Source organism: Blautia sp. MSJ-19 (assembly GCF_018918125.1).
GTDB lineage: Bacteria > Bacillota > Clostridia > Lachnospirales > Lachnospiraceae > Blautia_A.
Genome location: NZ_JAHLQA010000017.1, coordinates 1 through 18,483 on the forward strand (window position 1 = coordinate 1; position 18,483 = coordinate 18,483).

Annotated in this window: 12 protein-coding genes and 1 pseudogene; 9 read left to right on the forward strand and 4 right to left on the reverse strand. The window is 44.2% G+C overall.

The window, feature by feature from the left end:
* Positions 1–203 precede the first annotated feature (203 nt).
* Positions 204–1,607: a glycoside hydrolase family 1 protein gene (locus KQI91_RS07010; protein WP_216392141.1), complete on the forward strand. Its 1,404-nt coding sequence runs from the start codon at positions 204–206 to the stop codon at positions 1,605–1,607.
* Between the two features lie 97 nt (positions 1,608–1,704).
* On the opposite strand, the gene KQI91_RS07015 is transcribed toward KQI91_RS07010, so the two are convergent.
* The 4 genes and pseudogenes from KQI91_RS07015 to KQI91_RS07025 all read right to left on the reverse strand — a co-directional run bounded on the left by KQI91_RS07015 (position 1,705) and on the right by KQI91_RS07025 (position 6,314).
* Positions 1,705–2,463, reverse strand: a complete 759-nt coding sequence (locus KQI91_RS07015) for a PBECR4 domain-containing protein (protein ID WP_216392142.1) — start codon at positions 2,461–2,463, stop codon at positions 1,705–1,707.
* Between the two features lie 500 nt (positions 2,464–2,963).
* Positions 2,964–3,104 (reverse strand): helix-turn-helix domain-containing protein, encoded by a 141-nt coding sequence (locus KQI91_RS16475; RefSeq protein WP_442860602.1) that lies wholly within the window; start codon positions 3,102–3,104, stop codon positions 2,964–2,966.
* A pseudogene (locus KQI91_RS07020) lies at positions 3,056–4,522 on the reverse strand (response regulator); the annotation flags it as partial. The gene KQI91_RS16475 and the pseudogene KQI91_RS07020, both read right to left, overlap by 49 nt.
* A gap of 58 nt (positions 4,523–4,580) precedes the next feature.
* The gene (locus KQI91_RS07025; protein ID WP_216392144.1) at positions 4,581–6,314 is read right to left on the reverse strand and encodes a sensor histidine kinase; all 1,734 of its coding nucleotides are present in this window, start codon (positions 6,312–6,314) and stop codon (positions 4,581–4,583) included.
* A 139-nt stretch (positions 6,315–6,453) separates the two neighbouring features.
* Here KQI91_RS07025 and KQI91_RS07030 point away from each other — a divergent pair, with 139 nt between their 5' ends.
* From KQI91_RS07030 to KQI91_RS07065, 8 genes are all read left to right on the forward strand, one after another.
* Positions 6,454–7,776 carry an ABC transporter substrate-binding protein gene (locus tag KQI91_RS07030; RefSeq protein WP_216392145.1) on the forward strand — a complete coding sequence of 441 codons (1,323 nt, stop codon included), beginning with the start codon at positions 6,454–6,456 and terminating at the stop codon, positions 7,774–7,776.
* A gap of 95 nt (positions 7,777–7,871) precedes the next feature.
* The gene (locus KQI91_RS07035) at positions 7,872–8,786 is read left to right on the forward strand and encodes a carbohydrate ABC transporter permease (protein WP_253288418.1); all 915 of its coding nucleotides are present in this window, start codon (positions 7,872–7,874) and stop codon (positions 8,784–8,786) included.
* The gene (locus KQI91_RS07040) at positions 8,786–9,658 is read left to right on the forward strand and encodes a carbohydrate ABC transporter permease (RefSeq protein ID WP_216392146.1); all 873 of its coding nucleotides are present in this window, start codon (positions 8,786–8,788) and stop codon (positions 9,656–9,658) included. Before KQI91_RS07035 ends, KQI91_RS07040 begins: the two co-directional genes overlap by 1 nt.
* 146 nt (positions 9,659–9,804) lie before the next feature.
* A complete protein-coding gene (locus KQI91_RS07045) occupies positions 9,805–10,443 on the forward strand; it encodes a hypothetical protein (RefSeq protein ID WP_216392147.1) in 639 nt (212 codons plus the stop codon).
* Between the two features lie 19 nt (positions 10,444–10,462).
* Positions 10,463–11,092 carry a YesL family protein gene (locus KQI91_RS07050; RefSeq protein ID WP_216392148.1) on the forward strand — a complete coding sequence of 210 codons (630 nt, stop codon included), beginning with the start codon at positions 10,463–10,465 and terminating at the stop codon, positions 11,090–11,092.
* Positions 11,089–13,614: a glycoside hydrolase family 3 protein gene (locus tag KQI91_RS07055; protein WP_216392149.1), complete on the forward strand. Its 2,526-nt coding sequence runs from the start codon at positions 11,089–11,091 to the stop codon at positions 13,612–13,614. The genes KQI91_RS07050 and KQI91_RS07055 overlap by 4 nt, the downstream gene beginning before the upstream one ends.
* Positions 13,615–13,680: 66 nt before the next feature.
* Positions 13,681–16,965 (forward strand): family 78 glycoside hydrolase catalytic domain, encoded by a 3,285-nt coding sequence (locus tag KQI91_RS07060; RefSeq protein ID WP_216392150.1) that lies wholly within the window; start codon positions 13,681–13,683, stop codon positions 16,963–16,965.
* A gap of 91 nt (positions 16,966–17,056) precedes the next feature.
* Positions 17,057–18,307, forward strand: a complete 1,251-nt coding sequence (locus KQI91_RS07065) for a serine hydrolase (protein ID WP_216392151.1) — start codon at positions 17,057–17,059, stop codon at positions 18,305–18,307.
* The last annotated feature ends 176 nt before the right edge of the window (positions 18,308–18,483 follow it).

Here is an 18,483-nt window from a genome sequence, read left to right on the forward strand (position 1 = left end):
GCCATGGTCACCAGAACTGCCAACACACATACGGAAACCAGTAAAAACAGAAACTCAGAAATAAGCATGCCGTAAAAACGGCATCTAATTTGTAAAGGTACTCGGGTTGCACCGTTTACGATGCAAGCAAAGTTTCTACGATCACAAATGCAGTATACTGGGGATACCACGCAGCCCTGGATATCTAAGAAAGGAGTCAATCTATGTTTCCGAAGAATTTTTTATGGGGCGGTGCAGTAGCCGCAAACCAGTGTGAAGGTGCTTATCAGGAAGATGGCAAGGGACTGTCCATCCAGGATGTCCTTCCGCACGGGATCAAAGGACCGAGAAGCGAACAGCCGACCGATGACAATATGAAACTGGTCGGAATTGATTTTTACCATCGTTATAAAGAAGATATTAAATTATTTGCAGAAATGGGATTCAAAGTATTCCGTACCTCGATCGCATGGAGTCGTATTTTCCCGCATGGTGATGAAGAGACTCCGAACGAGGCAGGACTTCAGTTTTATGATGATCTGTTTGATGAGTGCAGAAAATACGGGATTGAGCCGCTGGTAACGTTGTCCCATTATGAGACACCGCTGTACCTGGCAGAGCATTATGACGGCTGGGTAAACCGCGACCTGATCGAGTTCTACAAACGTTATGTAACAACGGTGTTTAACCGTTACAAAGATAAGGTAAAATACTGGCTGACTTTCAACGAGATCAATTCCATTCTGGAATCCCCGTTTATGAGTGGCGGTATCAACACACCGAAGGAAAAACTTTCCCAGAGTGACCTCTACCAGGCAGTGCATCACGAGCTGGTTGCAAGTGCATGGGCGACAAAGATCGGTCATGAGATCAATCCGGATTTCCAGATCGGTTGCATGATCTTAAGCATGCCGGTATATCCACTGACAGCAGATCCGTCTGACGTGCTTGCGGCAATGGAGCAGGACCACAAAAACATGATGTTCGCAGATGTACATGTCCGTGGCTATTATCCGGGATATGCGAAGCGTTATATGAGAGAGCACGGAATTTCCATTTCCGTGACCGATGAAGATATGGAAATTCTCAAGAATACTGTAGATTTTGTATCTTTCAGCTACTATGTCAGCGTATGTGCGACAGCAGATCCGGAGAAAAATGTCCGTGGCGAAGGAAACCTCCTTGGCGGCGTACCGAACCCGTACCTCAAAGCAAGCGAGTGGGGCTGGCAGATCGACCCGAAAGGACTTCGCTATGTATTAAATACCCTCTGGGACCGCTATCAGAAACCATTGTTTATCGTGGAAAACGGTCTGGGTGCTGTGGATAAACTGGTCCAGGGAGCAGACGGAGAGTGGACAGTCGAAGATGATTACCGCATCCAGTATCTGCGTGACCACATTGAACAGATGGAAGAAGCAATCAAAGACGGCGTAGAACTCATGGGCTATACTACCTGGGGCTGCATCGACCTGGTAAGCGCCTCCACTGCAGAACTTCGCAAGCGTTATGGATTTATCTACGTAGACCGTAACGATGACGGAACAGGTACATTGAACCGTTATAAAAAGAAGAGCTTCTACTGGTACAAGAAAGTAATTGAAAGCAACGGTGCAGAATTAGATTAAAACCCATATCCCTGGAAAATCTTGAATTACAAGGTTTTCTGGGGAGTTTTTCTTTTAAAAAGAAAAAACTGTAGATTTGAATGTGTAATCTAAAGATTTAAAAGTGTGTGCCGTTAACTTTACAATGAATACCATCGGCAACAGCTATTTCTGTGTAATAATGTGCGTTAATTGAGTCGACAAGAAGATTACAGCCATTTCTCTCGCAGGATTCAAGAATGGATTTTTTCTGTGAATGATCGTAAGAATATTCCTTTTTTCTAATAAGCTTTGAGTTTTCATCAAGAGCAAATACAAATCGGATTAATTCTACATCTTGTCCTGGCATGTATTTTTCTTTGCGTTGTTGGCTGCCATTGCTTTCATCGATCCATGTACAGATACAATACTTTTCCATCTTGATATTAGCATTGACAGCAATTTTGTTATTGGATACCCAACCGAGCATATAGCCAGTGTTGATATCTGTAAGTAAAACATCAACATTATTTAGTTTGGTGCTGCTAAGCGCGGGATTGTAGTTTATTGTAAGCGGACCGGTATTTTTCCAGAAGATATCCGTGCTATTTGTGAAATTCTGGATTTTCTTGTACATCTTGGATGTGGTAGATATGTTATTTGGAATAATAGCTGTGTTGATTGGCTTTCTGTCAATTATATCATTGAAGAGATACTGAGGCTTATTATAGCCGTTTGATCTATATGTATTACTTTGGATTCCCATTAAGTGCGGGAAATTAGATTTTTCTCCAATCAGCATGAAGCTGTTTCCATTATATGTAATAACAAAATAGAATGTCTTCAAATAATTATCCTGGAAGAAATCAGCACACGCCTGAATGTCAGTAATATTCATATGTGTATAATTCTCCTTTACAAAAACAAAAGCCCTTGGATTTATCCAAGAGCTTTGTTACCGGCAATCGTTCACGATTATTTTTTTAACAGGGGAGTGCCCGGATCAGCCGATATGATTCCCTCAGCATGTGAGCCTGTGTTATTTCCTACTTCTATTATACACAATTTTAGAAAAAAATCTACAGGAAAATGATGCCAAATTAGATTTTTATGCTTGTGGTTAGTTATTTGCTATACGGATGAGATAATGAAGTGTGAAGAACCAGCGCATAGTCATAAGGGAGCCGAAAAGGAGCCAAAAAAGAGCCGAAAAAAGGAGCCGAAAGTGCGTGAGGAGGGGGTAGTCGAAAGACAAGGATCCAATAGAAATGGAAAGTGGATTGTAAAGAAATAATAGGCAACACTCCTATTCGAATTGAGTTAGAGTAAACCAAAAGCGTACAGCTCCTGAACAATAACAAATCAGGGACTGTACGCTTTTCTATAAGTAGGTATATTTTATAATCTCTCCCGGTACTGCTCCGGGGTCATGCCAGTTTTTTTCTTAAAGATGCGGAAGAAATATTTCGGATTGTCATACCCACCGCCTTGGAGATCTGGTACATTTTGCGGTTGGAATCCTTGAGGAGATCTTTTGATTTTTCAATCCGGACTTCGTTCAGGTAATCCACAAACTTCATGCCTGTTTTCTGTTTGAACAGGGTGCTCAGGTAGCTTCTGTTCAGATAGAAGAGGGATGCGATAAAATCCTGGGTCAGATTTTTCTGGTAGTTATGCTGCATATAAGTCTGGATCTTTTCAATCGCATCATTACCGGAATAAATACTTTCTGTTTTCAGAAGTTCTGTGATGTTCATAAAGAACTGGTGATAATATTCTTTCAGCTCTTTCAGAGAAAAGATATAGTTGACCACATTCTGAATACTGTTGGAGGATTTCGGAGTTTCCTGTTTCAGGTAATAATTCAGGATGTTGCGGCACTGACCGGACAGGTAGTAGCAATAGTATTTTGCATCTGCAAGAGTAAATCCGGAGACATTGCTCATAAGATCAAAAAGTCGCTCTGTCAGTGACTGCACTTCGCCTGGCATTCCGGCTTCCACACGGAACAGAAATTCGTCTTCCTGATCCCAGACAAATGCTTTGGGTTCCGGATTGTTACTATAATAAAAGATCGTTTCAGAGGAATCTTTCAGTTCTCTCTGGTTTAATGCGGTAGAAGTTTCCGTAAAAGCAGCATGCAGTTCGCTGAGATCGGAATGTGCATGACTGATACCGATGATCAGTTCATTTTGCAGATGATGCGCATAATCCGTGAGTGCAGTGGAAATCTGATCTACCAGACGTCTGGAATGGATCACTTCTGTGTTTGGCATAAAGAGAACCAGAAATCCCATCTGATTGGAGGAAGTGTTTGGAAGATACAATGCAAGATCACCGAAGCCTCCGTCTTCGAGCCAGCCCTGGATGTTAATGTTCTGCATTTCGGCAGCAGATTCAAAATAAAGAGTCAGAAGAACCAGCTGGTGCGTATCATTGACAAAGTTCAGGCGTTTGGAGGAAATGGAGCCTTCGCCGGTGTGATAACCAAGGATCAGATTGGTCAGATACTGGATATCATATTCGTAATAGGCAGCTTCTTTCTGTTCATCACTGTCGGAGATGCGGGACAGTGTCTGATTGTCTTCCAGATGTTCAATTGCACGGGATACACATTCCTGGATCGCTTCTTTGCTGAATGGTTTCAGAATATAATCAATGGCGTTCGCAGAGATCGCCTGTTTGACATAATCGAAATCCCGGTATCCACTGATGACGATCAGCGGCATGTCGGGATAATTTTCTGCCAGATAAGGCAGGAGTTCTCTGCCGCCCATGACCGGCATCTGCATATCCAGAATAACGAAATCCGGATGTGTTTCCTGGATCAGTTCGATTCCGGCTTTGCCGTTGTCGGCTTCTCCAATGCAGGCAATCTGGTCTTCCATTGGCTGCAGTTTCTTGATCGTGCCTTTGCGGATCAGTGATTCATCATCTATGACAATATATGTGTACATAGTAGTTTCCTCCTTGGCTTTTTGTGATTCTGTTGGCGCATGATCTGTTTTTGTTCTGTTATTTCAGAACAGGAAGCCGGATCTGGACGTTTGTCCATTCGCCCTGTTTGCTTGTAACAGTCAGTCCATAGCCGTGACCATAATAAAGTTCGATTCGGCTGTGGATATTTTTTAATCCGATACTCTGTTTATTGCGGTGACCGAGTTCGGTGAAAGAAGCTTCTTCGCTGAGGGATTTCTGCAGTGCGGCGAGTGTTTCTTCATCCATGCCCTGCCCGTTGTCGTGTACATCGAGAAGCAGGCAGCCATTTTCCACGTGAGCACGGATTGTAATTGTATCGCCGGTGGTGCAGTAATTTAAGCCATGATACAGAGCATTTTCGACCAACGGCTGCAGGATCAGTTTCAGTACTTTGTTATCCAGATATTCGTCCGGAATGTCCAGATCCAGATGGAAGCGGTTGTCAAAGCGGATCTGTTGGATCGTGACATAATCATTTACATGACCAAGCTCATCCTGTACCGTTACCAGTTCGCTCTGTGTCTTAAGCGTATAGCGGAACATGTTTCCAAGTGCCAGTGACATGACTGCGATTGTCTCATTGTCTTCCAGTTCCGCGATACTGTTGATCGCTTCGAGTGTATTAAACAGGAAGTGAGAGTTAATTCTTGCTTCGAGAGATTTCATCTGTGCATCGAGGAGAACCAGCTTGTCCTGATAATCCTGTTTGACAGCTGAATTGAGCGATTCAACCATGGCATTGTATTCATTATATAAAGTACCAATCTCGTCTGTACGGTTCAGGTAGCGTGTGGACTGGATCAGCGCGTGTCCTGACTGAGAAGACATCTTACGGCTTAAGTGCTCGATCGGGCGGACCATATAACGAGAGATGATGTAGGCGAAAAGAATATATCCGACAATGCAGGCTACGCAGATCACAATGATCAGAATTCCCGTGACATTAAATTCTTTGGAAAGATTTGCATAGTCCATCACCATGGTAAGGCGGAGAGGTGCGAGATTCAGTTCAGTCTCCTGGGTTTTTATTCCATCGCTTGTAAAATTGGCCGGGACTTCGTTATAATTGGTGTACAGAACCGCATTGGTATCGGTATTGTCGATGGTAAGGAGCGTGACATCCGGCATGGTATTGACGGCACTTAGGTCAAGCATATCTGCGTCACAGTCCAGCATCAGTACACCGACGACTTCGTGTGTGTAAATGTCTTTCAGGCACTGGGTAAAGAAAATCGTCTGACGATCACCGGTAAAACAGTCATGGACATCATTGCTGCTGACATACATGGCACCGTCAAGATTCAGGGTATCCTGATACCAGTCCGCATTCTGAAAATCATAATTGGACTGGATCGTGCCGTTCTCGCCGTTGGTACAGTTAAAGATATAACCGGACGGCGTGAAGATATAGATGCCGTAAATATCTTCATTAGAATAAAGAAGATTCTGACAGGTGCGCTTGAAATTCTTGGACATTTTGAAGTATTCATAGCTGTCAGGCACAGTATTGATATCTTTGAATTTCTTCAGATCACCGATAATGCTGGAACCATCATCATAATAAAAGTTAAAGGTTCCGGCTGTCTGTCGGATGGAATTTAAGGTTTCATTTGTTGCATTCTGGGCATTTTCAAACAGATGGGAAGAAATGACATCCATCCGTTCATAGGTGGTCTGTATGTATCGCTGATAGCAGAATACAGTAAAAAAGATCAGCGGGACGGTTGCCAGAATACTGAACATAAGGAAGATTTTTGTACGTAGTTTCATATTTTTACCTCGGAAATAAAATCTAAAAAAAGTATACCATCAAACCCAACAAAAGTGTACCATGCCTGTGCTAGAATGTAAACATCAAATGAACAACACGTGAACAACGTGTGAGAACGTGAAAGGGAGGAATTCAATTATGAAATTCAAAAAAATGGCAGCAGTTGCACTTGCAGGCGTTACCGCATGCGCTACAGCACCGGCAGCAGTTCCGGTATTCGCAGCAGACGGATACGATCATGAAGCAATTGAGAACGCAGGAGACATCACGATCACAATGATGGTTTCCGGTGTTGCAACAGACAACGACTTCGAAACAGAACAGTTACCGGCACTGATCAAAGAAAAATGGCCGAACGTAACACTTGAGGTAACCAAACTTCCGGATGATAATTACTATACCTCTCTGAAAACGAAACTTGCTTCCGGCGAATGCCCGGATATCATCCTTACCCAGCCAATGTACGCCGGACAGAACTCCTGCTACGCACTGGCAGAAGCCGGATACCTTACTTCTTTAAATGATCTTGACTGCGTACAGGGAAGAGAAGACAGCCTTTCTTCTGTTACATATGACGGAGATATCGTAACACAGACAGCTGGTGTATCCATTCTTGGTACATACTATAACAAAGACCTGTTTGCACAGGCTGGTATCGAGAGCGAGCCACAGACATGGGATGAGTTCCTTGAGGACTGCCAGAAATTGCAGGATGCAGGAATCCAGCCAATCGTAATGGGTGACAAAGATCAGTACGTTATGCAGTTCGGTCTGTATCAGCTGGCAGCAGACGAGATCTACTCCAAAAACCCAGACTTCGATACTCAGTTAAGAGATGAAGAGGCAAGCTTTACAGATGAGGGAACATGGGATAAAGTTCTTGAAATGTACAACACACTGTATGAAAAAGGATACATTGATTCTTCCAAATCTCTTGGATATGGTGCTTCTCAGGCAATCACAGACTTCATCGACGGTAAAGCTGCTATGACATTTGACGGTTCCTTCAACGCTACAGCACTTCTGGCAGACGGTGCAGCTGGAGATTTCGAAAGAGGATACTTCCCACTTCCGGGTACAGATGGCGTTTACACAGCAACATGCCTTTCCGCAGGATACAGTATTTACAGCAAATCTGAAAATGTAGATGCATGCAAAGAACTTCTTGACTACTGGATGGATGGAGAATCAGAAGTATGGGATGCTTACCTTGCAACTGGTAAGATCATTGCAACATATGGTAACGGTGCTGATTCCTCACCAAACTATGATCTGTTTAAACCATTCGTTGATCTTCTGAACGAAGGTAAAGGATTCTACTGGTGCAACCAGGCATGGCCGGCAGGAACAGAAAACGAAATGCTTTCTCTGTTCAGTGAAATGGTTGGCGGTCAGGGAACAGAAATCTCTGATATCACTGAAGGAATGCAGGATAAATTCGAAGACCTTCTGGACGAATAATTAGGGCTTAACCATTTAAGAAAGAATATGATAATCACTGCCCTGGAACTTGCGGTAAGCTTCAGGGCAGTTCCATTTCATAGGAGGGAAAAGGAATGGCACAACCAAAAATGAAAAGAAAAGGTGCAAATACATCTCTGGTATTTACCAATAAGATGTACTTCTTCCTGATACCGGCACTTGCATTTTTCCTGATCTTCTGGATCTACCCGGTACTGCAGCTTTTTTATTACAGTATAACAAACTTCAATGGTGTCAATTATGATTTTGATTTCGTTGGAATGAAGAATTATATCAAAGTATTAGACAATGGTACACTGACAAACTCCATGAAAAACACTCTGATTTATGCAGTGCTGACTGTCTTGATCAGTAACGTGGTAGGTCTTGGCGTTGCAATGATCCTGAACACCAAGATTCATTTCAAAGGTCTGTTCCGTACCTGCGCATACTTCCCAGCACTGTTCAGTGCGATCGTAGTTGGATTTATCTGGTCTTACGTTTATATGCCAGGTTCCGGTATGATCGCAAGCCTCCTGTCCATGATCGGACTGGATGGAGCAGCATTCAACCCATTGGGTAATTACAAGACAGCACTTTATGCGATCGCGATCGTAGAAGCATGGAAAGCATTTGGTACTACCATGATCATCTATCTGGCTGGTCTGCAGACAGTAGATGAAAGTCTTCTTGAAGCAGGACGTATCGACGGATGTACAGAATGGCAGTTGTTCCACAAGATCAAACTGCCGCTGATCTCATCAACAGTTACCATCAACGTTATCCTTTCCGTAATTTCCGGTCTGAAGGCATTCGACTATTCCTTCATCATGACAAACGGTGGTCCTGGTAAATCCACCAAGACTCTGATGTATCAGGTATATGAGACAGCCTTTACTGATATGAAGATGGGGCGTGCAAGTGCGTTCTCTGTACTCGCATTCGCATTTATTATCATAGTCACAGTACTTATGCTTCTGTATATGAATAAGAGGGAGGTGGAATTATAATGGCATTCGGAAAGAAAAAAGAAGCCCGCGAAGTTGAGGGATATATGAAGCTGACACCAAAGAGCTTCCTGATCTACCTCGTGATCATCTTATTCTGTATTATTGTAATTTCACCACTGGTCATCGTATTTTCCAGTTCCCTTCGTTCTCCGGGAAACCAGGCATCTCCATTGATCCTGTTCTCTGAGTTCACAATGGCAAGTTACAAACAGGCATTCAGCAACATGAACTATCCGATGGAACTGGTCAACAGTATCCTGACAACTGTTGGTTCTGTATTCTGCATTGTAATCTTTGCTACAATGGCAGCTTACCCGATTGGACGTATCAAAACAAAAACAGCGAAATTCCTGTATTACTTCTTTATTTCAGGTCTGATCATTCCATCTCAGATGGTTATCGTTCCGATTGCTCAGACACTGAACAGACTGGGTATCCCGAATACCCGTTTTACACCAATGATCATGTTTATCACCTGTTCTCTTCCGTTCTCCGTATTCCTGTTCGCAGGATTCATGAAAGGTGTTCCGGTTGAGATCGAAGAATCTGCATATATCGATGGTGCCAGCCTGCCGACGCGTTTTGCTTCCGTAGTATTCCCGCTTCTTCAGCCGGCAATCGTATCCTGTGTCATCACACAGGGACTGTGGATCTGGAATGATTATTTCTATCCAATGGTATTTATTTCAAAGAAAGCACAGTATTCCCTCCCGGTAGGTATGCTCCAGTTCCTTGGTGACAAGGAGAACCCTGCACAGTGGAACGTACTGTTTGCAGCATGTGTACTCTGTGCACTGCCTCTGATCATTGTATTCCTCGCACTGCAGAAACAGTTCGTAAACGGAATCGCAGCAGGTGCAGTCAAAGGCTGATGCCCTTTATACAGAAATCCATATGGGTCGGTATTTTATGCCGGCCCATATTTTAAAATGCAGGATATTTAGAAAAATTTGGATTTGAAATGCTGTGAATGCAAGATATAATTAAAATCAGAAATTCGTAAAAAGGAGTATTTCAGATGAGTGATAAAACAGAAAAGAAAAAGAATATAAAGAACAATCTGGAATATTTCTGGACATATTATAAACTGCCTTTTGCAGCGGTCATGATCGTGGTGATCCTGGTCCTGTATTTTCTGGTGACATCTCTGACAGCAAAAGACACGGCACTCTCAGTCATGCTGATCGACTGCCATAGCGAAATGAGCGGTGAGAAGATGGCAGAGGAGTATATGGAAGCTTCCGGTCTTGACCAGAAAAAATATCAGGTACAGATCCAGAACAATCTGATGTTCCAGGGAACGGACTCCGGAAATTATTCCATGACCAGTCTTTCGAAATTTATGGCAGATATCGGAAGTGAACTTCTGGATGTCTGCGGTATGTTGAAAGATGATTTCGTGAAATATGACGGCTCAGAGACATGGATGGATCTGCACGAATGTCTGACAGACGAACAGCTGGAAACGCTGAAAGACAAACTTCTGACAACAGATGACGGAAGAGTGATCGGCATTATGGCAGATGATCTTCCGGTCATGCAGGCAGACGGATGTTACACAAACGAAGAGACAGATGCGGCAATTGGCATTATTTATAACACACCGCACAAAGATGAAGCAGTAAAATATCTCCTGTATCTTGCAGGAGTCATGTAATTACAGGAGGTATAGAGAAATGGGAATTTTTTCACCGGATGGTGCACTGGCAAGGTTTTTGAATACGCTTGGAAATCTGATCGTGCTGAATATCCTGACGATCGTCTGCTGTATCCCAATCTTTACAGCGGGCGCAGCCATGACAGCATTGTATACAATGGTCATGCGTATGGTGCGTAAAGAAGACGGAAAGATCATTTCCGGATATTTCCATGCGTTTAAAGACAACTTCAAACAGGCGACGATTCTGTGGCTGATCTTTGGCGGTCTGATCGCATTCATGACATTTGATATCTGGCTCCTTCGTTCCATTACAGGAACATTTGGAACCGTATACCGCGTGGTACTTTTTGTGATCATACTGATTTTTGCGATGGTACTGCTTCATATTTTTGCAGTGCTGGCGCGTTTTGACAATACGATAAAAAATACAGCAAAGAATGCCCTGCTGTTCTGCGTAGGCAAACTTCCACAGGCAGTTCTGATGCTGATCCTGACACTGATCCCGGCGGCACTTCTGACAGTATCTTATCGATTTGTTTCGGTGGATTTTCTGATCGGATTATCCGGACCGGCGTATCTGGCAGCGATTTATTTTGCAGATCTTTTCAAAAACTATGAAAATGTAGAGGAGGAAACAGTGGAATGAGAACCATCAAGACAAGACATTTCACAGGTACAACAGACAATACAGTAACAAAAAGAGAGATTGAAAACCGCAAGGTTGCAAGAAGAGCAGCCGCAGAAGGTATGGTACTTCTGAAAAACGAAGGACAGCTTCTTCCGCTCAAAGAGGGAAGCAAGGTTGCTCTCTATGGTGTCGGCGCGTCCAGAACGATCAAGGGCGGCACCGGATCCGGTGATGTCAATGAGCGTGAAACAGTAAGTATTTTCCAGGGAATGAAAAATGCCGGATTTGTGATCACGACAGAAGACTGGCTTAATGATTACGACAGACAGTATCAGGAAGCAAGATATGCATGGCGTGATGAGATTGAAGCAAGAGCTGCGAAGCTGGAAGATCAGGTGTCAGGCTTCTTTAATGTCTATGCTACGACTCCGTTCAGAATGCCGGCAGGTGGTGCAATCACGCAGACAGATGCAGAAGTTGCCATCTATATTCTCAGCCGTGTGGCAGGAGAGGGAGCTGACCGTTTTGATGAAGCAGGAGATTATTACCTGACAGAAGATGAGAAGAAACAGCTCTCGGACATCTGCAGTCTGTACAAACATGTCGTTGTTGCAGTCAATACCGGTGGACTGGCTGATCTTTCCTTTATGGATGAATATAAAAATATTGAAGCACTTCTTCAGATCGTGCAGCCTGGTATGGAAGCCGGAAATGCGTTTGCTGACATCATCAGCGGTAAGGTGACTCCATCCGGAAAGATGACGGATACCTGGGCATTTAAATATGAAGACTATCCGAACAGCAGGACATTCTCCCATAACAATGGAAACGTGGATAAAGAATTTTATACAGAGGGCATGTATGTCGGATACCGTTACTTTGACAGCTTTGATGTACCGGTAAGATATGGATTTGGATTTGGACTTTCCTATACAACATTTGAAACAAAAGTGCTTAAAACAGAACTGAAAGACAACAAGATTGTCGTGGAGACAGAAACCACCAACACAGGGGATACTTACAGCGGAAAAGAAGTTGTACAGCTCTATGCTACCTGTCCGGCAGGCAAACTGGAAAAAGAATACCGTCGTCTTGCTGCATTCGGTAAAACCAGACTTCTGGCACCGGGACAGAGTGAGAAACTGACATTTGAAATCGCACTGGATAAACTGGAATCCTACAGCGAAGCAGAAGCTGCATGGGTTCTGGAAAAAGGGTCTTATGTGATCTGGGCAGGCAACAGTCTGGAAGCTTCCGCTCCGTGTGCGGTTCTTGCACTGGATGGAGATGTAACTCTTACTAAAACTCAGAATATCTGCCCGCTGAAGGACGAGCTGGAAGAGATGAAACAGCCTTCTGAGAAGATGAATCAGAAACTTGGCACACTTCTGAAATTTACAGAAGAAAAGGCACTTCCGGTTATGAAATTAAAAGCAGCAGATGTAGAAACACGTGTGGTAGAATACCGCTCCAATGCAGAATGTGTACCTGCAGAAGCACGTGAATTCGTAGATACTTTAAGCACTGAGAAACTGGTTGCACTGGCAAGCGGAGATCCGGGTAAAGGACAGGGAAGCAACCTTGGTTCTGCCGGAATTTCTGTGCCGGGTTCTGCAGGTGAAACAAATAACTGTGCACTGGAAGATGGTGTACCGGGAATTGTTCTGTCTGACGGACCGGCAGGTCTTCGTCTGATGAAGCATTATAACGTTTACGAAGGCAGGATCGTCAACAAACCGTTTAAATTCAGCTTGGAAGGTGGGCTTTTCTGTGAAGGTGAACCGGCGGAACCGGGTGAAACCTGGTACCAGTACTGTACAGCCATTCCGGTAGGAACACTCCTTGCACAGACATGGGATACTGCTCTGATAGAGGAAGTCGGTGAAATGATCGGCGGTGAGATGGAAGAATTTTCCACTACCTTATGGCTGGCTCCGGGTATGAACATCCATCGTAATCCACTGTGTGGACGTAACTTTGAATACTATTCCGAAGACCCGCTTGTTGCCGGAAAAATTGCAGCTGCCATGACAAACGGTGTACAGAAGGTACCGGGATGTGGAACTACAATCAAACATTTTGCATGCAACAATCAGGAAGACAACCGAATGGGTTCAGACAGTATCGTAAGTGAAAGAACTCTGCGTGAGATCTATCTGAAAGGATTTGAGATTGCAATCACAGAATCACAGCCAATGGCTGTTATGACCAGTTATAATCTGATCAACGGAGTACATGCTGCAAACTGTGAAGATATCTGCACCAGAGCAGCAAGATGTGAGTGGGGATTCGAAGGTATGATCATGACTGACTGGACAACAACAGAAAAAGGACCGGACTGTACTGCTTCCGGATGTATGAGAGCAGGAAATGACCTGGTAATGCCTGGCGCATTCAGTGACAGAGACAATCTGAATCAGGAGCTTGCCGACGGAACACTTTCTATGGATGACCTCAAGGCATGCATCAGCCGTCTGGTAAATATCGTATGGCAGTCAAATCAGTTTGAGAATGCAGTTCCGTATAAGAAAGTAAAATAATCTTCGGATACAACTTTGTAAAACGAAGTAAATCATTTGTAGAAGCAATAATAATGAGGCAAAATTATGAGCGAAAAAAACTTTGAAATATATGATCTGAGAGTCAGTCAGATCACAGAAGCACTTGGTCTGGATGTGGAAAAACCGGTATTTTCCTGGAAACTGAAATCTGAGAAACAGAACACTCAGCAGAAACAGGCACAGATCCTGGTTGGAAAATCAGCAGGCAGTGCAGATGCATGGGACAGTGGAGTGATGGACACTGATGAGTCAGCAGGAACTGCTTATGCAGGTGAAGCTCTGGAAGCAGAGACAAGATATTATGTAACAGTAAAGGCATGGAATCAGGATGGAGAAGAGGCAGAGACCTCTTCCTGGTTCGAGACCGGTCTGATGAACGGAAATATTTCCGCATGGGACGGCGCAAAGTGGATCGGTGCCCCGGAATTTAACGTGGCATCTGAGAAACTTGGCGTGTTTGTACTGGAAAGCACCTTCCGCATCAAAGAGGGCACGAAAGCAGGCATTGTATTTGGTGCAAATGATGCGAGACTTATGGATATCAGCAAAAACGAGCTTCAGGTTGAAGGAGCGAACGATATCCGTTTCGTCCTGAATATTGAGAAAAAACCGGCCGTGATCGAAGTCTACAGAAGAGGATACTGCAAAGAAGATGTTGCAGATGTTCCGCTGTATGAACTCGGCACCAAAGATCTGGAAACAGGAAAAGAACTGGTCACAGAAGAAAACAGGCATGATTTCCACAAACTGACGATTGAAGTAGAAGGAAATGGTGCGTATACGTATCTGGATGACTGCAAAGTGGATGAAGCATACAGAGAAAGCCCGTTTGGTGGACAGATGAGAATTCCAAGACAGTTGAATCCGCTTGGCGCATTTGATGTCACGACATTTCCGCGTCTCTGTGAGATGGGATATTATGTAGGAGCGGACAGTGAGGCAGAATATCAGGGAATCCGTGTACGCAATTTAAGAAAACCGTGTGCAGAGATCCTTGCTGTTGATACAGAAAACGGAAAGACTCTCAAAGGAGAATGCCTGGAGATTTCCAACCCGAGTCGTTTTTCTCTGCCGATGCTCCGTACAAACTTTACGGTAAACGGCAAAGTGGCAAGTGCAAGACTGTATGCAACGGCACGTGGTATCTATGAATGCAGCATGAATGGAAAACGTGTGACAGAGGAATATTTTGCACCGGGAGCAAGCCAGTATGACAGTCATTTGATGTATCAGACTTACGATGTGACCGATCTGGTACAGGAAGGCGAAAACGGTATCGGATGCATTCTCGCATCCGGATGGTGGAGCGATTCTTTCAGCTTCCGTCTGTACAATTATAACTACTGGGGTGACAGGCCATCCTTCCTTGGAAGACTGGTCATCACTTATGAAGACGGACACAAAGAGACCATTGTTACCGATGATAATACCTGGCAGTATTTTGGCGAAGGACCATATCGCTATGCGGGATTCTTTAACGGTGAGACTTATGATGCACGTCTGGAAGACTGTTATTATGATTTTTCCAGACCGGATTTCAAAGCAGATGGCATGAAGAAGCCGGAAGTAATCACACCGGTTGTGATGGAGGAACAGGAAGGTATCTTCCCGGGAGCCGCATGCTGGCCGGCGATGAATGAGAAAGAGCCGGAACTTGTCGGAAACTATCAGGCACCGGTACATGAGGTGGAAACTTTTACCGCAAAATCAATGACTGAGCCGTTACTGGGCACGTATATCTATGATCTGGAACAGGAGATCGCAGGTGTACCGCTTCTGAAACTGAAAGGAAAAGCAGGACAGAAGGTTACGATCCGTTATGGCGAAGTCCTTTATCCGGATCTGCCGGAATATGAAGGCCTTGTTGGACAGATGCTGCAGGCAAACCTGCGGGAAGCGTCCAATGAGGACACTTATTACTGCAAAGGTGAAGGCGTAGAAATCTATAAGCCAAGATTTACGTTCCACGGATTCCGTTATATTGAGATCAGTGGTGTGGACGAAGCTCCGGCACTCGAAGATGTGCAGGCAGTCCTTCTTTCCAGCGTGGACAAGATCACCGGAAAATTCCACTGTGACAACGAGCTGATCAACCGTTTTACACAGAACGTGAAATTCAGCCAGTACTGTAACTTTATCAGTATCCCGACCGATTGCCCGCAGAGAAATGAGCGTATGGGATGGATGGGAGATACCCATATCTTCTGCCGTACTGCAACCTATCAGAGCAATGTGAAGAACTTCTATCTGAGAAACCTGCAGGCAATGAAAGACATGCAGACAGAAGAAGGCAGACTGCCGAGTATCGCACCGGCTGGCGGCGGTTTTGGCGGACAGACTTATGAGAGTGCCATGATCCTGATGGTATGGGAACTGTATCAGCAGTATGGAGATGCAGCACTGATCGATGAATATTATGATTCGATGGATCGCTGGATGGACAGCATGAAAGCCTTCGGGCTTCCGGGAACACCGGCACTTCATGAGAGTGAGTGGCTGGGTGACTGGCTGGCTCCGGTTCCGGCAGACAATTACCTGATCTTCAATGCATTCCATTACAGAAATGCAGTTCTTATGGAAAGATTTGCCACACTTACCGGAAACACCGAAGGACAGAGGAAATATCACCAGATTGCCGAAGAGACAAAGACATACTGGAACGATACTTTCACAGATAAAGAGACTGGTATCACAAAGAATGCGGACGGAACTACCTGTGATGTACAGGGAAGCTACTCCATCGGTCTGAACTGCGACGTGTTTGCCGATGCAGTCAGAGAAAAAGCATTTGCACACCTGGAACGTACGACAAGAGAAGGCAACTACACGATCCAGTCCGGCTTCTTCGGAACCGGTCCGATCAATCCGATGCTGAGCAAAGGCGGCTATCCGGAAGCTGCTCAGAAGACAATCACACAGACTGCTTTCCCGAGCTGGCTGTATCCGGTCACACAGGGCGCGACCACGATCTGGGAGAGATGGAACAGTTTCACCCGCGAAAACGGATTCGGTGGAAACAACTCCATGAACAGCTTCAACCATTATTCACTGGGAAGTGTCTTAAGCTGGCTGTATGAAAATACACTCGGTATCCAGAGAGATGAAGAGCATCCGGGCTACAAACACTTCACGCTGAAACCGGAGATGGGAACACTTGCATTTGCAGAAGGCGGCTTTGATACTCCTTACGGACGCATCGAAAGTGCATGGAAACAGACCGAAAACGGCTATTCCTACACCTGCCGCATTCCGGAAAACACAACAGCGACTCTGGTTCTCGGTGGCGAGACAAAAGAGCTTGGAAGCGGAGAATATACTTTCGCATTATAAAAAACGATATCTGCCAGAATTCAGGCTGGAAAACCAGAAGGTTTCATGCTAGAATTTTGGCAGATATTGTCATATCAGGGGGAAGGATCAGATGAAAAAGAAACGAAACCTACTGTTTTTGGTTCTGGCTGTCTTGTTTATTTCTCTGGCAGGTGGAGGTACTGTTGCATCTGCAGCAAGCTCATTTCCAAAGCTGCAGGCTGCTCCGGCCGGAAAGATTGTCAGCAGGAATAACAGACTGTATTACCGCTGTGCGAATAAGAAGTACTGCAAAAATAAATATCTGCGCATCAAGGGCAAGCATTATTACTTTGACAGTACAGGAAAAGCCTGGTATGGAATGCATACGATCAACGGTAAGAAGTATTATTTTGGAACCCGTTCACAGTGCTACCTGTATAAAAACCGTCTGTTCCGATACAAGAACGGTTATTATTATGCAAAAAAAACAGGACCTCTTGTTACCGGTTGCTGGTACACATTTCCCTCGGGTAAGAGATACTATTTTGATTCCACCGGAAAAGCGTATACCGGGAAAAAGACAATCAACAAAACAACCTATTATTTTGCGAATGATGGTTCTTTGAATCATTCTGGTCTGAATTATAATCTGACTTCAGACTGTGCGATCCTTATCAATGCGGATACAGGTAAGGTATTGTATGCCAAAAACGAAAATCTCCGACATGCAAATGCCAGCACGACCAAGATCATGACCTGCATTCTTGCTCTTGAGAACAGCAAGATGAATGAGGTCGTGAAATTTTCTTCCAGGGCAGTCTCCATGGAAGCGACAAAGTTATATGCCAGAAAGGGAGAAAAATTTTATATGAAGGATCTTCTTTACTCGCTAATGATTCCCTCACATAACGATACGGCGACAGCGATTGCGGAGCATATAAGCGGTTCGCAGAATAAATTTGTCAGTCTCATGAATCAGAAAGCGACAGCACTTGGCTGTACCAATACGCATTTTGCAACGCCAAATGGTCTGGATGCCGGATATGATCACTACACAACAGCATCGGATCTTGCAAAAATCGCCAGTTATGCGATTGAGAAACCTGCCTTTCAGAAAATTGTCAATACAAAGAGTTATTCCTTCAGAAGTATCAATACACGTCGGCGCTTTTCTGTAAGTACTACAAATGAACTCCTTGGCAATACGCCAGGTGTGATCGGAATGAAGACCGGATATACCAATAAGGCCGGGTATTGTTTTGTAGGTCTGTGTCGTTCGCAACGGGGAAATACATACATATCGGTTGTTCTGGGCGGCCCGACGTCCAATGCACGCTGGAGAGATTCCAGAACACTTCTGAATTACGCATATAAGCATTGAGAAAATAAAAAACACAGGATCGGACTTTCAGTCAGTATCAGATAAAAGATACTGGTTGAAAGTCTGATTTTATTTTGGGGGTTAAAATAAAAAAACCAACTTTATTCATAAGAATCTGTATTTACCTGAAAAAATGCCATGCTTATAATTATGGATAATAAAAGAATTAAAAAAAT

Bases quoted from the DNA above. Each gene is read 5' to 3' on its own strand.
- KQI91_RS07010 (WP_216392141.1), top strand. From the start codon at position 204: ATGTTTCCGAAGAATTTTTTATGGGGCGGTGCAGTAGCCGCAAACCAG.
- KQI91_RS07065 (WP_216392151.1), top strand. From the start codon at position 17,057: ATGAAAAAGAAACGAAACCTACTGTTTTTGGTTCTGGCTGTCTTGTTT.
- KQI91_RS07045 (WP_216392147.1), top strand. From the start codon at position 9,805: ATGAGTGATAAAACAGAAAAGAAAAAGAATATAAAGAACAATCTGGAA.
- KQI91_RS07015 (WP_216392142.1), bottom strand. From the start codon at position 2,463: ATGAATATTACTGACATTCAGGCGTGTGCTGATTTCTTCCAGGATAAT.
- KQI91_RS07035 (WP_253288418.1), top strand. From the start codon at position 7,872: ATGGCACAACCAAAAATGAAAAGAAAAGGTGCAAATACATCTCTGGTA.
- KQI91_RS07040 (WP_216392146.1), top strand. From the start codon at position 8,786: ATGGCATTCGGAAAGAAAAAAGAAGCCCGCGAAGTTGAGGGATATATG.
- KQI91_RS07030 (WP_216392145.1), top strand. From the start codon at position 6,454: ATGAAATTCAAAAAAATGGCAGCAGTTGCACTTGCAGGCGTTACCGCA.
- KQI91_RS07055 (WP_216392149.1), top strand. From the start codon at position 11,089: ATGAGAACCATCAAGACAAGACATTTCACAGGTACAACAGACAATACA.
- KQI91_RS07025 (WP_216392144.1), bottom strand. From the start codon at position 6,314: ATGAAACTACGTACAAAAATCTTCCTTATGTTCAGTATTCTGGCAACC.
- KQI91_RS07050 (WP_216392148.1), top strand. From the start codon at position 10,463: ATGGGAATTTTTTCACCGGATGGTGCACTGGCAAGGTTTTTGAATACG.
- KQI91_RS07060 (WP_216392150.1), top strand. From the start codon at position 13,681: ATGAGCGAAAAAAACTTTGAAATATATGATCTGAGAGTCAGTCAGATC.